Below are 20,827 nucleotides of genomic sequence, written 5' to 3' on the forward strand. Positions count from 1 at the left end.
ATATAAATCGCGCGGAGTGCTTGAACGTGTATGATAGAACTAGTTTGGTGGAAGTATAATGATGCCTACAATTATTTATGTAGATGGCACAGCATACCATGTGAATTGTAAAGATAATGTATTACAGGCTTGTTTATCCCTAGGGTTAGACATTCCTTATTTTTGTTGGCACCCTGTTCTTGGTAGTGTTGGTGCTTGTCGTCAGTGTGCAGTTAAGCAGTATCAAGATACTGCAGATCTTCAGGGACGTCTGATAATATCTTGTATGACTCCAGTGACTAACGGTATTCGTATTTCAATTCATGATAAAGAAGCACAAGAGTTTCGTAAAAGTATCGTAGAATTATTAATGATTAATCATCCGCATGATTGCCCCATATGCGAAGAAGGTGGTCATTGCCATCTACAGGATATGACTGTAATGAATGGTCATATGTTACGTCGTTATCGCTTTACTAAACGGACTCACCGCAACCAGGATTTAGGTCCATTTATTGCTCATGAAATGAATCGTTGCATCACTTGTTATCGGTGTATACGGTATTACAAAGACTATGCAGATGGAAAAGATCTTGGTGTTTATGGAGCTAGTGATAATATTTACTTTGGGCGTACTGAAGACGGATGTTTAGATAGTGAGCTATCAGGAAACTTAGTAGAGATTTGTCCTACGGGAGTTTTTACAGACAAAACTCATTCTGAGCGTTATAATCGCAAGTGGGACATGCAGTTTGCGCCTGGAATTTGCCAGCAATGTAGTCTTGGGTGCAATATTAGCCTTGGTGAACGATACGGCGAACTACGCCGTATCGAAAATCGCTATAATGGTATGGTTAATCACTATTTTCTTTGTGACCGTGGAAGATTTGGGTACGGCTATGTGAACCTCAAAGATCGTCCAAAACAGCCTATGCAGCGTCAGGGTGCGGGGTTAACCTCAATCAATGCAAATACAGCGGTACACAATGTAGCAGAGGTATTGCGGCAAGCAAAAAAAGTTGTCGGTATCGGGTCCGCACGCGCTAGTATAGAAAGTAATTTTTCTTTATTGTCATTAGTGGGAAAAGATAATTTTTCTACTGGTATACTAGCGAGTGAGCAGGTGTGTCTAAATTTGATACTAGAGATATTACGTAAAAGCGGGGTACGTACTCCTACACTTCGTGAAATTGAAAGTTATGACGCGGTCTTAATTTTAGGTGAAGATGTAACTCAAGTCGCTGCACGAATGGCATTAGCAGTGCGTCAGGCCATCAAAGGTAAATCACGTCAAATAGCTAAAGCACAACAAGTAGATGATTGGCATAGCGCAGCAATTATGAATAGTAGTATAGAGGCTAGGTATCCTTTATTTGTCACTAATGTGGATTGTACCAGATTAGATGATATTGCCACTTGGAGTTATTACGCTCCGGTAGAAGACCAAGCTCGTCTTGGGTTTGCTATTGCGCACCGGATAGATCAAAGCGCTCCAAGAGTGATTGGTGTGCATACCTCGCTAGATTCTCAGATTAATCTCATCGCAGATGCTTTATGCAATTCTAAAAAACCACTCATTATTGCAGGTACTAATGCAGGGAGTGTAGCCCTGCTTCAGGCAGCAGCGAATATAGCTAAAGGATTGATAGGGCATGTACAAGAAGTGGGCATCAGCTTTCTTACTTCAGAAGCTAATAGTATGGGCTTAGCGTTAATGGGTGGGCGTTCACTAGACGTGGCATTAGAGGAGTTGTCAGACGGAACAGCAGATGTAGTAATTATTTTAGAAAATGATCTATATCGTTATATGCCACGTCATATCATTCAGAATGCATTAAGTAATGCGACACATGTCATTCTATTAGATCATCAAAATACCAACACTAGTCAGCACGCCAATCTTATTTTTTCTAGTGCCAGTGTTGCTGAAAGCGACGGGACTGTCATAAATCAAGAGGGACGCGCTCAGCGTTTTTTTCAAGCATATGACCCAGCTTATTATGATACAAAAATAGAGATGTTGGCAAGTTGGCGCTGGCTTCACGCGTTTAAGCAAAAAAGGAATAGTCAGGTCATAAATTGGAATCAACTAGATGATGTAATTCATGCTTGTGTAGAGGAATTTCCAGAATTATCTGGTATCAAAAAAGCAGCGCCAGATGCTTCTTTTCGCATGTATGGTCAAAAAATAGCACGTTCTCCACATCGGGCTAGCGGACGTACTGCAATGCGCTCTGCTATCAGCGTTCATGAGCCTCGACAGCCACAGGATCCAGATAGTATGTTTAGTTTTTCCATGGAGGGCTATCAACAGCCCTGTGAGGAACATTCACAGATTCCGTTTGCTTGGTCGCCTGGCTGGAACTCGCCACAGGCTTGGAACAAATTTCAAAGCACGATAGGTGAAAAATTACGTGGAGGGGATCCAGGAGAGCGTCTGATAGAGGCAAGCACGATGTTACTTGATTGGTTTACAGGTATTCCGTCTTCTTTTAAGGCACGAACTCATTATTGGCGTGTAGTCCCTTATTTCCATCTTTTTGGAAGTGAAGAAATGACGCAGCGTTCCGATGTAATTAAACAGCGTATGCCGGAGCCATATTTAATCATCAATGCGCAAGATGCAGAGCAATTAGGTGTCCGTGAAGGTGATTATATACAATATACGCATCATTGTGAAGAGTGTTCTCTTCCTGTATTCTTATCCTCTTACTTACAGGTGGGGCAAGTAGGCATACCGATTGGTTTTCCAGGTTTTTGTTTATCTCTACGTGGGGAAGATGTGTATAATTTGCGGAAGGTGGAAAAATGAGGTTGTTAGCAGGAGACAGTACTTCCATAATAGCTTCTGTCATTAAACCCTTAGTTATTTTATGCGTAGTAGTGGGATGCGGTGTTTTTATGAGTTTTTTAGAACGACGCTTGCTAGGTTTATTTCAAAATCGTTATGGACCAAATCGTGTAGGCTGGGAGGGGTCATTGCAGATAGCAGCCGATATGATTAAAATTTTATTTAAAGATGATTGGGTTCCTATATTTTCTGATCGTAGAATCTTTATTTTAGCACCAGTTATTTCCTTTTCTGCCTTACTTATGGTGGCTATTATAGTCCCCTTGACGCCGACTTGGATAGGAGTAGATTTTAACATTGGTGTTTTATTTTTTCTTATGATGGCTGGTTTGTCAGTATATGCAATCTTGTTTGCTGGTTGGTCTAGTAATAACAAATATTCACTTTTAGGCGCTATACGTGCTGCTGCGCAAACACTGAGCTATGAAGTTTTTTTAGGATTATCTTTAATGGGTGTAGTGGCACAGGCTGGATCTTTTAATATGCTTAGCATTGTGAGTAACCAAACGCAGATGTGGAATGTTATTCCACAATTTTTAGGTTTTATAGTTTTTTTAATTGCTGGTTTAGCTGTATGTCATCGTCATCCATTTGACCAACCGGAAGCTGAACAGGAGTTAGCTGATGGTTATCATGTGGAATATTCTGGAATGAAGTTTGGTTTATTTTTTGTTGGTGAATATATCGGTATTTTTATTGTGTCTGCACTCATTGTAACTTTATTTTTTGGTGGATGGCATGGTCCATATTTATTACCAGCTATTTGGTTTAGTATAAAGATATCTTTTTTTATAGGTTTTTTTATTTTGCTTCGCGCCGCCCTACCACGTCCACGCTATGATCAAGTAATGTCACTTGGTTGGACTGTGTGCCTACCTTTAACACTCTTGAATCTTCTAGCCACTGCTGCAGTGATTTTATGTATGGAATAGCTCAAAGGGCGCACATATGATGACACTAAAAGATGTTATTGTTGGATGTAGTACCATTTTACGCAGTATCTGGTTAATTGGTGTCAATGCTTTTGCAAAACGCGAAACGTTAATGTATCCAGAGGACCCTGTGTCTATGCCTCCGCGTTATCGTGGGCGCATTATTTTAACACGTGATCCGGATGGTATCGAGCGTTGTGTAGCGTGTAATCTGTGTGCAGCAGTTTGTCCAGTAGATTGTATTTCTTTACAGAAAGGCGAGAGGGCAGATGGACGTTGGTATCCAGAGTTTTTTCGGATTAATTTTTCACGCTGTATTTTTTGTGGGCTATGTGAAGAAGCTTGTCCGACTACAGCAATTCAGTTAATTCCAGACTGTGAGATGGGAGAGTTTAAGCGCCAAGATCTAGTATATGAAAAAGAAAACTTATTAATTGCCGGTGTAGGAAAGTGTCCACAATATAACTTTTACCGAATATCTGGAATGTCTATTGCAGGTAAAGATAAAGGATGCGCAGAGCAAGAAGCACGACCTATTGATGTTAAGAGCTTGTTACCTTAATTAAGGGTTTCGGTATGGAATATATATTTTATATCTGCGGGTTTGTGTCTGTTGTCTCGACTATACGAGTGATTACGCATATTGAACCCATACATGCACTACTATATTTAATTACTTCATTATTAGCAGTGTCTGGAGTCTTTTTTTCACTTGGTGCATATTTTGCTGGTGCTTTAGAGATTATTATTTATGCTGGTGCTATTTTGGTGCTTTTTGTGTTTGTAGTGATGATGTTAAATTTGAGTAGTATTGTAATAAAACAGGAAAAAGACTGGCTGAAGCCCTCTATGTGGCTTGGTCCAGGATTTTTATCGTTCTTACTTTTTCTCACTTTATTGTATGCTATTTTTTTAAATCATGACACAGTAATACCTTGGGCTATTATCGATGGTAAGCAGGTGGGTATAAAGTTATTTGGACCATATATGCTAGCTGTGGAATGCACTTCAATGCTTCTTGTATCAGGATTAGTCATTGGGTATCATATGGGGTATAAACCTCGACTACCAGGAATACCATTGATAGATGAATCCTTAGTTACTGCCACAACGGATGAGGAGCAAAAGATTTGATTCCTTTAAAGAGCGGATTAATTTTAGCTACAACTCTATTTTGCCTTGGTTTAACTGGTTTAATTGTTCGTCGTAACTTACTGTTTATGTTAATTAGTCTTGAAATCATGGTTAATGCTGCATCATTAGCGATGGTAGTAGCAGGGAGTTATTGGGGTCAGGCAGATGGGCAAGTCATTTTTGTTTTTGCTATTAGTCTAACGGCAGTTGAAACTAGCATTGGTCTAGCTTTATTGCTACATCTCTATCGCCGCAGTAAGAACCTTAATATTGATATACTAAGTGAGATGCGTGGATGAATATTTTTTATTTAACTATACTTTTTCCACTACTCGGATTTTTATTTCTATCTTGTTCTGTAGGCCGCTTGTCGGAAACGATCAACTCTATTATAGCTCTTACATCAGTTGGATTAGCAGCAATTGTTGTAGGATACATCTGGTTTGATTTCTGGAAAAGCGATCAACAGGTTTTTCATCAGATCCTATGGACCTGGATGCAAGTGGATCAATTGAGGATTGATATTAGTTTTATGTTAGATGGACTCTCTTTGACCTTACTGACCATCGTAATAGGAGTAGGCTTTCTGATTAGTTTATTTTCCTCTTGGTATATGCGAGACCAAGAGGGCTATTCAAGATTTTTTGCTTATATGAATTTATTTATTGCTAGCATGGTCGTGTTAGTATTAGCTGATAATTTGGTTTTAATGTACCTTGGTTGGGAAGGGGTAGGGTTGTGTTCTTACTTATTGATCGGTTTTTATTATACGAATGCATCTTATATGCGATCGGCAATGAAAGCATTTGTGATCACGCGTATTGGTGATGCTTGCCTCGTTATTGCATTATTAATGCTTTATAATGAGATGAATACATTCAGTCTCTGTCGCATCACGGCTCTAGCTTCTTTATATCCTTTTTCTTATACCGGGCATGTATTGCCATGGATTACGCTGATGATTTTAGGGGGAGCAGTCGGGAAGTCTGCTCAAATACCATTACAAACTTGGCTAGCAGATGCTATGGTAGGTCCTACTCCGGTTTCTGCGCTTATTCATGCTGCTACTATGGTTACTGCCGGGGTATATCTGATATCCCGTACTCATGTCTTATTTTTACTAACACCAGCGGTTCTGCATTTGGTAGGTATTGTTGGGGCAATCACTTTATTGTTAGCCGGGTGTTCTGCTTTAGTGCAAACTGATATTAAGCGCGTGTTAGCTTATTCTACTATGAGTCAAATAGGTTATATGTTTGTAGCTTTAGGGGTGCAAGCGTGGCAACCGGCGATATTTCATTTAATGACTCATGCGTTTTTTAAAGCATTGCTTTTTCTCTCTGCTGGGTCAGTAATTCGTGAATGTAATCATGAACAAAACATGTTTAAGATGGGGGGGTTGCGTTATCGTATGCCTCTTGTTTATATTTGTTTTGTAGTAGGTGGTTCGGCCTTAGCCTCTTTTCCGTTAATAACCTCCGGTTTTTTTAGTAAGGGGGCTATTTTATCAGGGGCTTTATCTCATGGGGATATAAATTTAATGTTAGCAGGTTTAGTCGGGGCGTTTCTGACATCGCTTTATACAGGTAGAATGATTTTTCTGGTATTTCATGGTCAAGAAAGATTGATTTACACACAGACACAAAAGACTATTGCCTATCACGTACCGCTAATGGTTTTATTGATGCTTTCCACAGTTGTAGGAGCCTGGATTACACCTCCTTTACAAGGGGTATTACCAGCAAATACACCATTACTGAATGGTTCCAAAGCTATATTAGAAACGCTTTCTAGTGTATTAGTAGTCATGGGTGTGGTCATATCGATTTTCTTATGGGTAGGAAAACCTGTGTGGCTAAATATAGTTTCATGCGGTAAATTAAGTGGTTTGGTTCGCGTTTTATTTTTAAGGGGATGGGGTTTTGATTGGTTATACCAGAAGATATTTACGAACAGCTACTTAATGATTTCTCATATTTTATCACGAGATCCATTAGCTGCGGTTGTTAATAGCGCAGGTTTACTAGCGTTTATGACAAATCGCGTATTAATTCTTAGTGTAAATGGTTATCTACGATGGTACCTTTCCGTTATGATATTGGGTGTGGTGTGCATCTTAGCATGTACGATAATAATCTAAAAGATCGCGATAGACTATGAGTCCATAGTAAAAACGATTATTATGTTTTATGTCGCTCGCTAGGAACATATAATCATCTCTTAAAGTACATCTCTGTAATTATGTCGTAAGTGTATACGCATTTGGTGACACATTCGTATAATGCAATACAAAAATATAATGATAACCATAAGGGTTTTATAAAAACTATAGAAGATACTATAATGTTATTACTTTGGTTAATTGCAATACCATTGACAGGCGGCTTATTTTGCTGGCAATCCGAACGTATAAGTATTATGTATCCGCGCTGGATTGCTCTTATTACAATGAGCTTCACATTTCTTGTTGCATTGGTACTTTGGGTAGACTCTACACACATCACCTTATTGAGAAATAATAATCTGGAGTGGATCAGTGAATTTTCAGTACCATGGATCCCGCGATTCGGTATTGATTTTCATTTAGCCCTTGATGGGCTGTCCTTGTTAATGATTGTTCTTACCAGTTTATTAGGAATAATGGCGATCTTGTGTTCATGGAGAGAGATTGAGCAATGGCATGGTTTTTTTCATCTAAATTTACTCTGGATTCTGGGAGGGGCGATAGGTGTTTTCTTATCTATGGACCTTTTTTTATTTTTTTTGTGTTGGGAAATGATGTTAGTTCCGATGTATTTTTTAATTTCATTATGGGGTCATAAATCTTCAGATTTGAAGACGCGCGTTTCTGCTGCTACTAAGTTTTTCCTGTATACTCAAGCAAGTGGGTTTTTAATGTTAATTTCTATTGTAGGCTTAGTGTTTTTACATCACTCTTCCACTGGAAATTTAACTTTTAATTATGAAGCTTTACTACACACCCCGATGTTACCTCAGGTTGAAAAATTATTAATGATGGGTTTTTTTATTGCTTTTGCAGTAAAAATGCCAATTGTACCTCTGCATGGATGGTTGCCCGATGCGCATAGTCAGGCTCCCACTGCAGGATCAGTTGATTTAGCGGGTATTTTATTAAAAACAGCAGCTTATGGACTACTACGTTTTACATTGCCTTTGTTTCCGCATGCATCAATTACCTTTGCGCCTGTTGCTATGTGTTTAGGAGTTATGAGTATATGTTATGGAGCCTGGATTGCTATTTCTCAACATGACATGAAGCGTTTAGTGGCTTATACGTCTGTTTCTCATATGGGGTTTTTGTTGATTGCAATCTACACAGGTAGCTTGATAGCATATCAGGGGGCAGTGATTCAGATGATTGCACATGGTCTTTCGGCTGCAGCATTATTTATTATATGTGGCCAAATCTATGAACGTTTGCATACTCTTGACATGCGCAAGATGGGTGGTTTATGGTCACGGATACAATGGTTACCAGGATTGTCTGTATTTTTTGCTATGGCCAATTTGGGTATCCCCAGCACAGGGAACTTTATTGGTGAATTTATGATCTTGACGGGTAGCTTCCAGATAGCGCCTCTGATTAGTGTATTAGCTACCTGTAGTCTAGTATTTTCTGCAGTATATTCATTAGTTATGTTACAACAAACGTACTATGGTGAAGCAAAATCAGACGAGAAATTACGAGGTATGTCTATACGTGAGATTAGCATACTCGTAGTATTAGTAGTTCTTTTATTACTTTTGGGTTTATATCCTCAAATTATATTAGATACCTCTTATTTTTCTATGAGTCATCTTCAACAGTTGTGGACTTCCTCACTGTTAACTACAAGGTTGTAAGTTTTTATGATATTTAATTATCAACAATTCATTGCGTTATTACCGGTATTCATTCTTGCATTCATAATAGTCATTATGATGGTGAGCATTGGAATTAAACGTAATCATAGAATTAATGCCACTATTGCTATTATCGGTTTGAGTTTAGTGCTATTTTCTTTATATTTTATCGCAAAGGTTGGAGTAGTAGATCTTCCTCCCTTACTGCGGGTAGATAGACCGTCAACTTTTTATGCAAGTTTGGTCATTTTAGTGAGTTTGTTGACTTGTTTGTTTGCTTATCCATGGTTATCTAGCATTCAAGAAAATCGCGAAGAATTTTATTTACTTTTAATGATTTCTACGTTAGGAGGCGTCGTACTAGCTAGTGCTAATCATTTCGCCGCTTTATTTCTGAGCATGGAATTAATGTCGTTACCGTTATGTGGTTTGATAGGATACGTGTTTAAGAGTCATTGCAGTTCGTTAGAAGCGGCGTTTAAATACACTATTTTATCAGCAATCGCATCAGCATTTTTTCTTTTTGGGACGGCGTTGTTGTATGCAAATACAGGAACATTAGATTTTAGCGAATTAGGAAATACTATACATAGTAGCCAAATAGTTCAGCCACTACTAATTGCTGGTTTTTGTCTAATACTAGTAAGCTTTTGTTTTAAACTTTCCTTAGTGCCATTCCATTTATGGACGCCGGATGTGTATCAAGGCTCTGCTTCTCCAGTTGGGATGTTCTTAGCAAGCGCCAGTAAAATAGCAGTCTTCGGTGCTTTTATGCGTTTATTAATATGTGCTTCAATCAAGAATATTCCAGGAATAGGGGCCGTATTAAGTGTGATTGCGGTGGCGTCTATGTTACTGGGAAACTTAATGGCGCTTAGACAAAATAACATAAAACGCGTGTTGGGCTATTCTTCTATTGCGCATTTTGGGTATATTTTAATTATATGCATTGCAATGCAAGATACAAAACAATTACTAGAAGCAGTTGCTATATGTATAGTGAGTTATCTATTTAGTAGTGTAGGTGCTTTCGGTATTCTGTCTTTAATGAAAATGGTAATTGTTAATCAAGACACTGACTTGATTGGATCTTATCGTGGTTTATTTTGGAAGCATCCTCTGTTAGCGGTACTCATTACAGTAAATATGTTATCATTGGCTGGTATGCCTATGACCATTGGTTTTATAAGTAAGTTTTATCTCCTCTCTCTAGGAATATCTTCTCACTTATGGAGTTTAAGTGGCGCGCTTATTCTCGGTAGTTCTATTGGAGTATATTATTATCTACGGATCATTATTATCTTATACCTACCTCCCAGAAATTTTATGGATTATCATCCACTAGCATATAGCTGGGTCAGTACCCCCAGGGGTATTGTAGTTTGCTTTTTAGCTGCGTGTTCTTTTGTGTTAGGAGTTTACCCACAACCAATGATTGAGTTAGCTCAATTCGTAGTACTGAATGCTTGACACTCTATAGTCTATGTTTGCTTATGATGTAGCTACTTGTGACATGAATAATAATTGATTTTGGTGTATATGCTGTTATATGGCATAATGTTGTGCTTTTCTATTGAGTCATCATTTTTCTAATTACTTGCGCCGCGTGAATAATTTCTTCATCAGTTGTAAACCTACCAAATGAGAATCGTACTGAACTATATGCGAGCTTTGAGCTGATACCCAAAGCTCGTAAAACATAAGAAGATTCTATTTTGCTAGAACAACAAGCAGAACCAGTAGAAATCGCTAGATCTTTGAGTGCAATCATCAATGTGTCGCTATTGATGCCTTGAAAGCTGATATTTAGAATATGACTAATACCATGGCTAATAGATCCGTTGATTGAGATTGCTTTGATGTATTTAATACCACTCCATAGTGTGTTACGTAATGAATAAAAGTGCATTATGTCCTGAATCATTTGATTTTTAGCAATGAAACACGCTTCACCCATACCTACAATTTGGTGTACAGCGAGTGTACCGGATCGCATATTGCGTTCGTGACCTCCACCATGCATTTGTTTGGAAAGATAGACAGGTGGTTCGTTTCTTACAAAAAGAGCGCCGATCCCCTTCGGGCCATAAGTCTTATGAGCAGAAAAGGACATCAGGTCCACTGGGAGTTCTTGGAGTTTAATCGGTAATTTTCCTATACTCTGTGTAGCATCAACGTGGAAGAGTACATTCAGTTTGTGACATAGTTTTCCTATAGAAGCAATATCTTGTATCACACCAGTTTCATTATTGACATGCATCACAGATACTAATAAAGTATCACGTTGTATTGTTTTTTCTAATTGATGCAGAGAGATTTTACCATTATTTTGCGGTTGAAGATACGTAATTCTAAAGCCTTCCTTTTCTAACTGCGCGCAAGTATCTAATACCGATCGATGTTCAGTGGTCACAGTAATTATATGACGGCCTTTGTTTTGATAAAACATCGCGGCGCCTTTAATTGCTAAATTATTAGATTCAGTAGCCCCAGAAGTAAAAATAATTTCTCGTGACTCCGACCCAATCAGATCTGCAATCTGATTTCTTGCAACGTCTACTGCTTCTTCTGCTTGCCAACCAAATCTATGTGAACGGGAAGCTGGGTTACCAAATTCACCTTCTATAGTCAGATACTGTAACATCTTTTCTACTACACGTGGATCCACTGGTGTAGTGGCGGCGTAATCTAGATAAATGGGTAATTTCATTACTTTTCTACCATGAAAATGAATGATATGTAAATAGGTTAATGCAGTATCTGGATGTATGTTGTCTATGAGGTGTGTAGCATGTCATAGAGCTAGATACAATCAGTGATTATTAGGCATACAAGTGGAGGTTTTTCTTTTTATTTTAAATTGCTTTGCTCCTGTATATAAGCATTGTCTATCAATTTAAAATAAGTAAAATATCTGGATGTTGAATACAATCTATTAGCGTTATATATTTTAGACACTTAGTATTTAACCTGTTTAGCAAATGACACTATAAAATATGAATGAAGCTGAGTTTCTGTTTTGAAAACTCTCTCCTGGACACTGAGTAACATCTACGGAATCATTGCCTACGATTATAATAGAATTTACAGAGATAGCCTTATATATTTTTGAAAGCATAAATAGTGGTCCTGTTAGATCTTAGAGATAGCTTATTGTTCTTAAAATACTTATGGTAGGTACTCTCTAATTAATATTGATACTGGAGCAAAAATCTATAGCAAGTATGTTAGTTATCGCGTAGCTACTTGTGAATATAAGTTTCATAAGCTACCTCATTCTACTTATGATTTGACTTAGATTTACAGTAACGCAACACAGATAGAAATTACTATATACTATTTCACTTCTAATGAAGATAATCAAGCGCCTCAGTTCTTTCATGTAATTCAATGGTAATGATTGCTGATAATGATCTTGCGATTTTGTAAGATATTGATTTGTGCGGTTTATAGAGAGGTCGTGTTATATGTTAATACCAGCATGAGGTAGTGAGAAGAAGCTCCAAGTATTTTTTATATGCTGCTTGTCTTCTAAGTTGTGATAAAAATCGTATTTTTATAATTACTGTTAATCACGTCTGATACTGTAGATTTGTCTTGTATGTGAAACAGTTGTAAACTGCTTGAACGTTAAACTTTGAATTGAGATGTCATGAGAGGTTCTTTCTAAAGATTTGCAGTAATTGTGATGCGCTTTTGTATTTTATAGTTAATAGATATTTCTGTTATTCTTGTTTTCTAAGAAATTAATATCTAATGTTATTTATGCCAGACATTTATATCTAAATAATTTTCCTCTGCAGCCTTAGTTATGGATTAAAAAAAGAATGTATATAGTGTATTTTCGTATAAGTTATTAGAAGTTTTTATGCCACCCATTAGGACAGAAAATATTTATATCCTTATGAGTTCGAGGTGTGGTTTTAGATGTTTTTAGGGGATAACATTTTGATAAATACTTAAGTTTGTGATGTTAATTTAGTGTGCTGTGCCAGTTTAAAAAAATAAATAATGTTAAGAGAAATGACGGAGCGGAAGGACCTTTGTATCCAAAATATATTGTGTTAAGTGTTAAATAAATAATGATGTGATAAATAGTTAGACGAATTCCTAATGATCATATATGTATGATCGCTCTTACCTAATTAACGCATATTACCTATTAGAGATGTGATATAGATAATCTTATGATTTGACATCATATGTTGTATGTATTGTTTTTTGTTTATTCATACATGTGAATGTGTTTAGTAGAATATTTTAGAGAGGAGTTTGTAATTCACTGATAGGTAGAATATCTTATTTAGAAAACTTGGGATTGTTATATTGTATATGCTACTTCAAATAATATTTTAGTTTGTATTTTATTGTTTTATGCATGCGAAGTTTATCAACAAGAAACACGGAGAGTAAATAAAGTACTTCTTCTGGATATCATGAGAAAGTCAGTGACAAGTAATCATGCATTGTAAATTAATACTAATAGATTTTGCATGATCGTAATTAGTAACAGCATGATTGTTCCTATCACAGGAGAAAAATTCATATCGGTGTATAACCTATGGATTTTTCATATATTTTGAGAACTTTTAGAGATAACTAAAATTTATGTGTTACATTGTAGGGTTAACAGGAGGTATTGGTAGCGGAAAAAGCACTGTTGCAAATATGTTTGCTCAGATGGGTGTAGATATTGTTGATGCTGATATTATCGCTCGGGAGATTATGACTGCTCATAAACCAGTTTTGCAAAAGTTATATGCACATTTTGGAGATGAAATTTTTATGCAGAATGGTGTATTAAATCGTGCCGCGTTACGACAAAAAATGTTTAGTTCTGTAGATGATAGATTGTGGATCAACAATTTATTACACCCTATCATTCGCCGAGTATCTCGTAAGAAGTTAGCACTTGTGCGCTCTGCATGGTGTTTGTGGGTTGTGCCATTATTAGTAGAAAATAATCTTACATGTTATGCAAATCGTATTTTATTAACTAACGTAGATTATATGGACCAAATTATCAGAGCTTCTAAACGTGATCATATTAGTCACGAAGCAGTGGAAAAGATTGTTCTAAGTCAATCTAGACTTTCAGTACGTACTGCAATGGCAGATGATATTATAGATAATAGAGGGTCTCTAGATCTGCTCAGGAAGCAAGTAGCTATTTTGCATAAACGTTATCTCGCTTTAGCACGTGCTACAGGTTAGTGGTCTGGGTCTTTGTTTAATTCAGAATGATGATGGTTTTATATCCTCTTGGTCAGCATGTATAGATACTACTGTTTGTTTTTTTTTGGGCACTGAAAAGCACTGGTTTACCGTATGCAGAGTAATCACTTTGTATTTCATGTAGATAGTCTACCAGGTTCTATTTTTAGACCATGTACCTTAAATAGTGTTATTTTTTTATTTCATTATTACTTATATAAATTTTATAAATGTATTGAGTTTGGTTTTTTAAAGATCTCTGTATCATATTGAGGTAATTATCATAGTGTGAGAATATAGATGTTTTAATCTATCTGACTTGAGCTTTTTGGAATTGGTTTTTTGTATGGGTCCACTATGTGAATGTATATGAGGGAGTAGCTTGATTCCTAGATATATAGAGAGAGGTAAAAAGGAGCAGTATAAGTGCTCTGTCTATCTGTAGAATACCCCTACTAAATGTTAGTATAGCGTCCGTCATATATACTCCATAAATCTTAATACAGGAATGCGAATTTTCCGATCAATATCTATAACTAAACTAGAGTCATAGTGAATTTTATTGCATTACGGTTGAAATTTTATATTTTGTATGCTCAGTATAAATTCAAGTGAAATTGAGCCTATACGCGATATTTTTAGTAACATACTTATAATATATGAATATACTAGTAATAGTGAACGACATTTTTATGTGTATAATTTATTTTCAGGTTCAGTAACCATATCCTCATTTATAGTCATATCCTTTCTAAGCACTGAAGAAATTAGTGGCTTTATTGTCTTTTATGTACATAATTTTTAACACACATTAGGATCTATTTTCTAGAATTAAGAATTAAATATTTTCCATATATTTTTAGAATATAGTTTCAAACTATTACAAGCGTAAGCAGCATACCCATGAATCATATACGAAATTTTTCTATTATTGCCCATATTGATCACGGAAAATCAACGATCTCTGATCGTTTAATTCAATTATGTGGAGGTTTAACAGAACGTGAAATGGCCGATCAAGTCTTAGACTCAATGGAGTTGGAGCGCGAACGCGGTATTACAATTAAAGCACAAAGCGTTACTCTTTCATACCATGCAAAAAACGGTCACACTTATCAACTTAATTTTATTGATACTCCAGGGCATGTAGATTTTTCTTATGAGGTTTCGCGTTCATTGGGGGCTTGCGAAGGCGCGCTTCTTGTGGTCGATGCTGTGCAAGGGGTAGAAGCACAAACAGTAGCCACTTGTTACTCTGCTACAGAAATGAATTTAGTAGTTGTCCCGGTTCTGAATAAAATAGATCTTCCTGCAGCAGATCCAGATAGAGTATTAAAAGAAATTGAAGATATTATTGGCATTGACACGACAGATGCTATACGTTGTTCAGCAAAAACTGGTATGGGCATATCTGAGATACTGGAACGTTTAGTACGTGATATACCACCTCCTGCCGGTAGATCTGACAGTCCATTACAAGCGCTAATCATTGACTCTTGGTTTGATAATTACCTTGGTGTTGTTTCTTTAATATGTATTAAAAATGGCACTGTACACAAAGGAGAAAAAGTGATGGTGATGAGTACGGGTCAGGTACATATAATCGATCGTTTAGGTATTTTTACCCCAAAACGTAAAGACACCAATGTGTTACGTTGCGGCGAGGTGGGGTGGTTAGCATGCGGGATTAAAAATATCTTTGGGGTTCCAGTTGGAGATACACTGACATTAGTAAACAATATGGCTTGTCAAGCATTACCTGGATTTAAAAAATTTACTCCGCAGGTTTACGCCGGGTTATTTCCATTGGAACCTCATTCTTATGAGGCTTTTCGAGACGCGTTAGGAAAATTGCGCCTCAACGATGCTTCTTTGTTCTATGAACCTGAAAGCTCTACTTCCTTAGGGTGTGGTTTTCGTTGTGGATTTCTGGGTTTACTCCATATGGAAATTATTAAAGAGCGTCTTGAGCGTGAATATAACCTCGCACTTATTACTACTGCTCCTACTGTCATGTATGAGGTGCACACTAGTGATGGAAAGATTATATATGTAGATAATCCCGCTAAGCTACCATTAGGTCATCACATCGTAGAATTACGTGAACCAATCGCTGAGTGTCAGATTTTAGTTCCTCAGGAGTGTCTTGGTAATGTAATAATGTTGTGTATTAAAAAACGTGGCGTTCAAACTAGTATAGTTTATCATGAAAAACAAGTCGCTTTAATGTATGAGATACCTTTAGCGGAGGTAATACTCGATTTTTTTAGTAGTCTACAATCTAGCACTCGTGGATATGCCTCATTAGAATATCATTTTAAAAAATTTGTGGCTTCTAGTATGGTGCGGGTTGATATCATACTGAATGCAGAACGCATTGATGCATTGTCCCTCATTACTCATCGTAACCACGCGCAGCTTTATGGGCGTGAATTAGTCAAAAAGATTACTGGTTTAATTCCACGTCAACAATTTGAGATCGCTATTCAAGCGGCGATCGGGAACAACGTGATTGCACGAACTACGGTGAAGCCGTTGCGTAAAAATGTGCTTTCTAAATGTTATGGTGGTGATATTAGTCGTAAGAAAAAACTGCTACAAAAACAGAAAGACGGAAAAAGGCGTATGAAAAATATAGGACGTCTTGAGCTACCTCAAGAAGCTTTTCTTGCAATGATGAATATCGATACAGACAATAAATAAAATTCTATAATTTTAGAGGTCATAGACATGGCTTATACATTCACATTATTTTTAATCATTGCAACGATTAGTAGCGGTGTACTTTGGTGTATCAGTGTTCTTCAGCGTGTACGTATGCAACGTTTGCAAAATATAGACCATTACTCTACCAAGATAAAGAGAACTAAAAAGAACACATTGATAGGATGGATAGATAATATAGCATCTCTATTTCCGGTGTTTTTTTTAGTATTATTGGTTCGTTCGTTTATTTATGAACCATTCCAGATTCCTTCTGGGTCTATGATGCCTACTTTATTAATCGGTGATTTTATTTTAGTAAAAAAGTATGCTTATGGCATTAAAAATCCAATTACACAGAATACCTGGATTAGCACTGGACGTCCTAAACGTGGTGACGTTGTAGTTTTTAAATACCCCCATGATCAGAGCCAGGATTATATCAAACGCGTGATTGGTTTACCAGGGGATGTAGTCACATACAACCCTTGTAAAAAAACTTTATCCGTACAACCGGCCTGTATTGATCAGAAGAATTGTCAAAATTTACTAGCGGTGACTTACTCTGATGCTAGTCAGCATGACAAACAGGTTTTCATTGATTCTATAGATAAGGACATTAGCAATAGTTTTGATGCACAAATTTTTAAAGACCCTAGGATAGGTGACCCGTATTTAGTAATACGCACTGAAACATTAGGAGACGTAAAGCATCAAATTTTGTTAATGATCGGAGAGAGATATGTGAGCGAAGATTGTAATCAGCAGACAATTAAACAAAAAACAATAACTTGGCTAGTTCCAGAGAATATGTATTTTATGATGGGTGATAATCGCGATAATAGTTCAGATAGTCGTTATTGGGGTTTTGTACCTGAACATAACTTAGTTGGTCAAGCCATCGCTGTATGGATGAGCTTAGATAAAAAGCAGGGGCAATGGCCAACAGGATGGCGTCTCAATCATCTCGGTAGTATTCATTAACATAGATCCGTAATCTACATAATGAACATTGTGTTTGTTAGTTAGTATTAGTGGTGATGAAATAGAAAACGGATGCTTTTTTGAAACTAATACCTATTTACTTAAAAGGTAATGCTTATTTATTTTTGGTAAAAGGATAATGCTTATATCTAGCTAGTGGTCTTATATGAATTTATCAACAATGTATCAGTTGCTGCAAAGAAATATCGATTATGATTTTAGGAATATTGAGTTGTTGCAGCAAGCACTAACACATCGTAGTGCTAGTGGTCAGAATAACGAGAGATTAGAATTTCTGGGGGATGCCATTTTAAGCTATGTGATTACTTATGCCATCTATCGACGTTTCCCGTATGTGAATGAAGGTGATATGAGTCGCATGCGTTCCACTCTAGTGCGTGGTTATACATTAGCAGACCTGGCAAGAGAATTTGATCTTGGGTCTTTTTTGTATCTTGGTCGTGGGGAATGGAAAAGCGGTGGATATCTACGTCAATCTATTTTGTCTAATACAATGGAAGCGTTAATCGGTGGAATATTTTTAGATAGTGATATATCAACAATAGAGAAGGTTATCCTAAAGTGGTATGCTCATCGTTTAAACACTATTCGACCAGGCGATAAACAAAAAGATCCTAAAACACGATTACAAGAATTTTTACAAGGGCATCACTTACCATTACCGTCTTATTGGATATCACAGGTAGAGGGTGCCGAACACAATCAGGAATTTACTATTTATTGTCAGGTTAGTGGTATCAAAGAACCTATAGTAAGCACTGCTTTTAGTCGTCGACAAGCTGAGCAAGCTACGGCTGAAAAAGCACTAATTCAACTAGGTGTTAAATGACAGAAAAACCTACCTATTGTGGTTTTATTGCGATTGTAGGACGTCCAAACATAGGGAAATCGACGTTATTCAATCGGCTTATTGGGAAAAAAATTTCAATTACTTCAAGCAAACCACATACAACTCACCACCGTATTATTGGGGTTCACAATGCAGGAGGGTATCAGGCTATTTATATTGACACTCCAGGATTATGCACGCCAGAAAATAATATCATGCATAATATGATGCGACGTCATGCCCTTCATGCTATTAATAACGTCGTCTTGGTGATATTTATGATAGAAGGAGTGTGTTGGACTACTAGCGATGAAAGAATTTTAAACAATTTACTTGACACACAGTCAATCCTATTAGTGATAAATAAACTTGACCGGATTTCGAATAAAAGTCTCTTATTGCCACACTTACAGACTTTAAATAAGAAAAGAAAGTTCATAGGTATTATCCCAATTTCCGCTAAAACAGGGGATAATATTGATGTGATTCACAATACGATACGCCAATATCTTCCGAAAGAAAAACATTTTTTCCCGCAAGAATATATAACTAATTGCTCTCAGAAATTTATGGCTTCAGAAATTATGCGTGAAAAAATTATGCGTGGATGTGGAGCTGAATTACCATATTCAATATCAGTGAATATTGAAAAATTTATTATTAACACGCGTGGTATGCTCATGATTTATGCGCTTATTTTAGTACAAAATGAAGGTCATAAGAAGATTATCATTGGTGTGCAAGGAAGCAAAATTAAAATTATTGGAACGCTTGCACGAAAGAGTATGGAAGAAGCATTCGGGAGAAAAGTTTACCTTGAAAGTTGGGTCAAAGTTAAAGATAACTGGGTAGATCATATCTCTGTATCACATAATTTAGGGCATGTCAATCATTTATAATCTGATGTGAAACGCGGCTAACAAGTATAGTTCGAGTTCTCGGTGATATACAATTATACTAGCATGAGAAAATTTATTAATGTTATCAGTTAAAAATATGCTTTTGCATAGTTATGCTTGATTTACTGGTAATGCTTACAGAATGCCAGAAAGGTATTGGCTTGATTTATTATTGAGATAAGCATAAATCACAATGATGGTATCAGCATTAGTTTATATGCGATGATGTGATGTATAAAATAGTTATTTTACTGACGACTATACTGAGCATATTCAATAGCACTCTCGTATGGTAAATAACCTGGCTGTTCATACAAAACATGTGAAGATACTACCCGAGCAGGTGGTTAATTCTCAAGTGATCTAAAGATGAAAATCTTTCTCATGATGGATTTTTATTAATATACATCATTATTTTGTTATATTTTTAGAGCGCATTTATTATGTTTTTTAGATTTTTCCTAACCAACGTGCTAGTTGGCAATATTGCATAACACTGATGTTTTCTGCACGTAATTTCGGACAAATATGCATGTGTAAAAGGACTTCAGAAGGGATTAAGTGAGAGAGACTATTGCGTAGTGTTTTACGACGCTGACTAAAGGCTGCTCGCGTAACACAAGATAGTAAATACATATGGTTAGGCAATTCTTTGGAGTGTCGTATAGGAATTAAACGCACTACTTTCGATCTGACCTTTGGTGGTGGAGTGAAAGATTGAGATGGTACATTTAGGACTGGCAAGATATCACAATAGTATTGTGCCATTACTGATAGACGACCGTAGGATTTATTGCCAGGATGAGCTAAAAGACGATTAGCTACTTCTTCCTGCAGCATAAAATGCATATCGTGGATTACGCTTATATGATTAAACAAATGTAATATTAACGGTGTAGCAATATTATACGGTAGGTTACCACAAATACGTAATATCTGAGTTTGTGATCTTGCAAACCGTGAAAAATCAAACGTTAGGGCGTCTTGTTGAAAGATTGTAAGCTTTTGCTTTAAGAGCGGGTTATTTTGTAGACGTAAGATTAGATCATGATCAATTTCAATCACCACTAGGTCATTTAGTAGTCTTCCTATATGCACTGTTAGTGCACCAAGACCAGGTCCAATTTCGATCATGGATTCACCATGTTGAGGCTGAATTGCACGAATAATATTCTCAATAATAGACTGATCGTGTAAAAAATGTTGCCCAAAACGTTTGCGGGCGTAATGCCCCTGGTATATATGACTAGTCATAGGTATTGTAATATCACTGAATCAGTTGATAGGTTAAAAATATTAAATAAAAAACAATAGTGCTTCATGTGCATAATCAATATTACCATATGTAGCACTAACGTTTATACTGAGTGATTGGCGGTATACAATTTTTATGTAGTACATTAAGTATAATGGAATT

15 protein-coding genes are annotated in these 20,827 nt (G+C 36.7%); 13 read left to right on the plus strand and 2 right to left on the minus strand.

Annotated features, from left to right (window positions below):
• Positions 1-58 precede the first annotated feature (58 nt).
• From nuoG to nuoN, 8 genes are all read left to right on the plus strand, one after another.
• Positions 59-2,791, plus strand: coding sequence for an NADH-quinone oxidoreductase subunit NuoG (gene nuoG, locus ERCIKOCA2762_RS00310; RefSeq protein ID WP_415017149.1), 2,733 nt, complete (start codon positions 59-61; stop codon positions 2,789-2,791).
• Positions 2,788-3,762 carry an NADH-quinone oxidoreductase subunit NuoH gene (gene nuoH / locus ERCIKOCA2762_RS00315; protein WP_157988248.1) on the plus strand — a complete coding sequence of 325 codons (975 nt, stop codon included), beginning with the start codon at positions 2,788-2,790 and terminating at the stop codon, positions 3,760-3,762. The genes nuoG and nuoH overlap by 4 nt, the downstream gene beginning before the upstream one ends.
• A 19-nt stretch (positions 3,763-3,781) precedes the next feature.
• Positions 3,782-4,324, plus strand: a complete 543-nt coding sequence (nuoI, locus tag ERCIKOCA2762_RS00320) for an NADH-quinone oxidoreductase subunit NuoI (protein ID WP_157988756.1) — start codon at positions 3,782-3,784, stop codon at positions 4,322-4,324.
• A 14-nt stretch (positions 4,325-4,338) separates the two neighbouring features.
• Positions 4,339-4,896 carry an NADH-quinone oxidoreductase subunit J gene (gene nuoJ, locus ERCIKOCA2762_RS00325; RefSeq protein WP_157988249.1) on the plus strand — a complete coding sequence of 186 codons (558 nt, stop codon included), beginning with the start codon at positions 4,339-4,341 and terminating at the stop codon, positions 4,894-4,896.
• On the plus strand, positions 4,893-5,195 hold the full coding sequence (gene nuoK / locus ERCIKOCA2762_RS00330) for an NADH-quinone oxidoreductase subunit NuoK (RefSeq protein WP_157988250.1): 303 nt from the start codon (positions 4,893-4,895) through the stop codon (positions 5,193-5,195). Before nuoJ ends, nuoK begins: the two co-directional genes overlap by 4 nt.
• On the plus strand, positions 5,192-7,036 hold the full coding sequence (gene nuoL / locus ERCIKOCA2762_RS00335) for an NADH-quinone oxidoreductase subunit L (RefSeq protein WP_157988251.1): 1,845 nt from the start codon (positions 5,192-5,194) through the stop codon (positions 7,034-7,036). Before nuoK ends, nuoL begins: the two co-directional genes overlap by 4 nt.
• 203 nt (positions 7,037-7,239) lie before the next feature.
• Positions 7,240-8,760, plus strand: coding sequence for an NADH-quinone oxidoreductase subunit M (gene nuoM / locus ERCIKOCA2762_RS00340; protein ID WP_157988252.1), 1,521 nt, complete (start codon positions 7,240-7,242; stop codon positions 8,758-8,760).
• A 6-nt stretch (positions 8,761-8,766) separates the two neighbouring features.
• Positions 8,767-10,230 carry an NADH-quinone oxidoreductase subunit NuoN gene (nuoN, locus tag ERCIKOCA2762_RS00345; protein ID WP_157988253.1) on the plus strand — a complete coding sequence of 488 codons (1,464 nt, stop codon included), beginning with the start codon at positions 8,767-8,769 and terminating at the stop codon, positions 10,228-10,230.
• Positions 10,231-10,330: 100 nt separating this feature from the next.
• On the opposite strand, the gene ERCIKOCA2762_RS00350 is transcribed toward nuoN, so the two are convergent.
• Positions 10,331-11,470 (minus strand): IscS subfamily cysteine desulfurase, encoded by a 1,140-nt coding sequence (locus tag ERCIKOCA2762_RS00350; RefSeq protein WP_157988254.1) that lies wholly within the window; start codon positions 11,468-11,470, stop codon positions 10,331-10,333.
• 1,898 nt (positions 11,471-13,368) lie between these two features.
• Here ERCIKOCA2762_RS00350 and coaE point away from each other — a divergent pair.
• The 5 genes from coaE to era all read left to right on the plus strand — a co-directional run bounded on the left by coaE (position 13,369) and on the right by era (position 19,410).
• Positions 13,369-13,974 carry a dephospho-CoA kinase gene (gene coaE, locus ERCIKOCA2762_RS00355; RefSeq protein ID WP_157988255.1) on the plus strand — a complete coding sequence of 202 codons (606 nt, stop codon included), beginning with the start codon at positions 13,369-13,371 and terminating at the stop codon, positions 13,972-13,974.
• 903 nt (positions 13,975-14,877) lie between these two features.
• Positions 14,878-16,677: a translation elongation factor 4 gene (gene lepA / locus ERCIKOCA2762_RS00360; RefSeq protein ID WP_157988256.1), complete on the plus strand. Its 1,800-nt coding sequence runs from the start codon at positions 14,878-14,880 to the stop codon at positions 16,675-16,677.
• Between the two features lie 27 nt (positions 16,678-16,704).
• Entirely contained in the window at positions 16,705-17,661 is a 957-nt protein-coding gene (lepB, locus tag ERCIKOCA2762_RS00365; protein WP_157988257.1) for a signal peptidase I, read from the plus strand.
• Between the two features lie 181 nt (positions 17,662-17,842).
• Complete coding sequence (gene rnc, locus ERCIKOCA2762_RS00370; RefSeq protein WP_415017155.1) at positions 17,843-18,511, plus strand: ribonuclease III; 669 nt, start codon at positions 17,843-17,845, stop codon at positions 18,509-18,511.
• Positions 18,508-19,410: a GTPase Era gene (gene era / locus ERCIKOCA2762_RS00375; RefSeq protein WP_157988259.1), complete on the plus strand. Its 903-nt coding sequence runs from the start codon at positions 18,508-18,510 to the stop codon at positions 19,408-19,410. Before rnc ends, era begins: the two co-directional genes overlap by 4 nt.
• A 450-nt stretch (positions 19,411-19,860) precedes the next feature.
• On the opposite strand, the gene rsmA is transcribed toward era, so the two are convergent.
• Complete coding sequence (rsmA, locus tag ERCIKOCA2762_RS00380) at positions 19,861-20,664, minus strand: 16S rRNA (adenine(1518)-N(6)/adenine(1519)-N(6))-dimethyltransferase RsmA (RefSeq protein ID WP_157988260.1); 804 nt, start codon at positions 20,662-20,664, stop codon at positions 19,861-19,863.
• Positions 20,665-20,827 lie beyond the last annotated feature (163 nt).

The organism is Candidatus Erwinia haradaeae (assembly GCF_900698935.1).
In the GTDB taxonomy this organism is placed as follows: Bacteria; Pseudomonadota; Gammaproteobacteria; order Enterobacterales; family Enterobacteriaceae; genus Erwinia_E; species Erwinia_E haradaeae_D.

What these genes read in the sequence shown, in the direction of transcription:
- nuoG (WP_415017149.1), top strand. Translation starts at nt 59, where the DNA reads ATGATGCCTACAATTATTTATGTAGATGGCACAGCATACCATGTGAAT.
- nuoH (WP_157988248.1), top strand. Translation starts at nt 2,788, where the DNA reads ATGAGGTTGTTAGCAGGAGACAGTACTTCCATAATAGCTTCTGTCATT.
- nuoI (WP_157988756.1), top strand. Translation starts at nt 3,782, where the DNA reads ATGACACTAAAAGATGTTATTGTTGGATGTAGTACCATTTTACGCAGT.
- nuoJ (WP_157988249.1), top strand. Translation starts at nt 4,339, where the DNA reads ATGGAATATATATTTTATATCTGCGGGTTTGTGTCTGTTGTCTCGACT.
- nuoL (WP_157988251.1), top strand. Translation starts at nt 5,192, where the DNA reads ATGAATATTTTTTATTTAACTATACTTTTTCCACTACTCGGATTTTTA.
- nuoM (WP_157988252.1), top strand. Translation starts at nt 7,240, where the DNA reads ATGTTATTACTTTGGTTAATTGCAATACCATTGACAGGCGGCTTATTT.
- nuoN (WP_157988253.1), top strand. Translation starts at nt 8,767, where the DNA reads ATGATATTTAATTATCAACAATTCATTGCGTTATTACCGGTATTCATT.
- ERCIKOCA2762_RS00350 (WP_157988254.1), bottom strand. Translation starts at nt 11,470, where the DNA reads ATGAAATTACCCATTTATCTAGATTACGCCGCCACTACACCAGTGGAT.
- coaE (WP_157988255.1), top strand. Translation starts at nt 13,369, where the DNA reads ATGTGTTACATTGTAGGGTTAACAGGAGGTATTGGTAGCGGAAAAAGC.
- lepA (WP_157988256.1), top strand. Translation starts at nt 14,878, where the DNA reads ATGAATCATATACGAAATTTTTCTATTATTGCCCATATTGATCACGGA.
- lepB (WP_157988257.1), top strand. Translation starts at nt 16,705, where the DNA reads ATGGCTTATACATTCACATTATTTTTAATCATTGCAACGATTAGTAGC.
- rnc (WP_415017155.1), top strand. Translation starts at nt 17,843, where the DNA reads ATGTATCAGTTGCTGCAAAGAAATATCGATTATGATTTTAGGAATATT.
- era (WP_157988259.1), top strand. Translation starts at nt 18,508, where the DNA reads ATGACAGAAAAACCTACCTATTGTGGTTTTATTGCGATTGTAGGACGT.
- rsmA (WP_157988260.1), bottom strand. Translation starts at nt 20,664, where the DNA reads ATGACTAGTCATATATACCAGGGGCATTACGCCCGCAAACGTTTTGGG.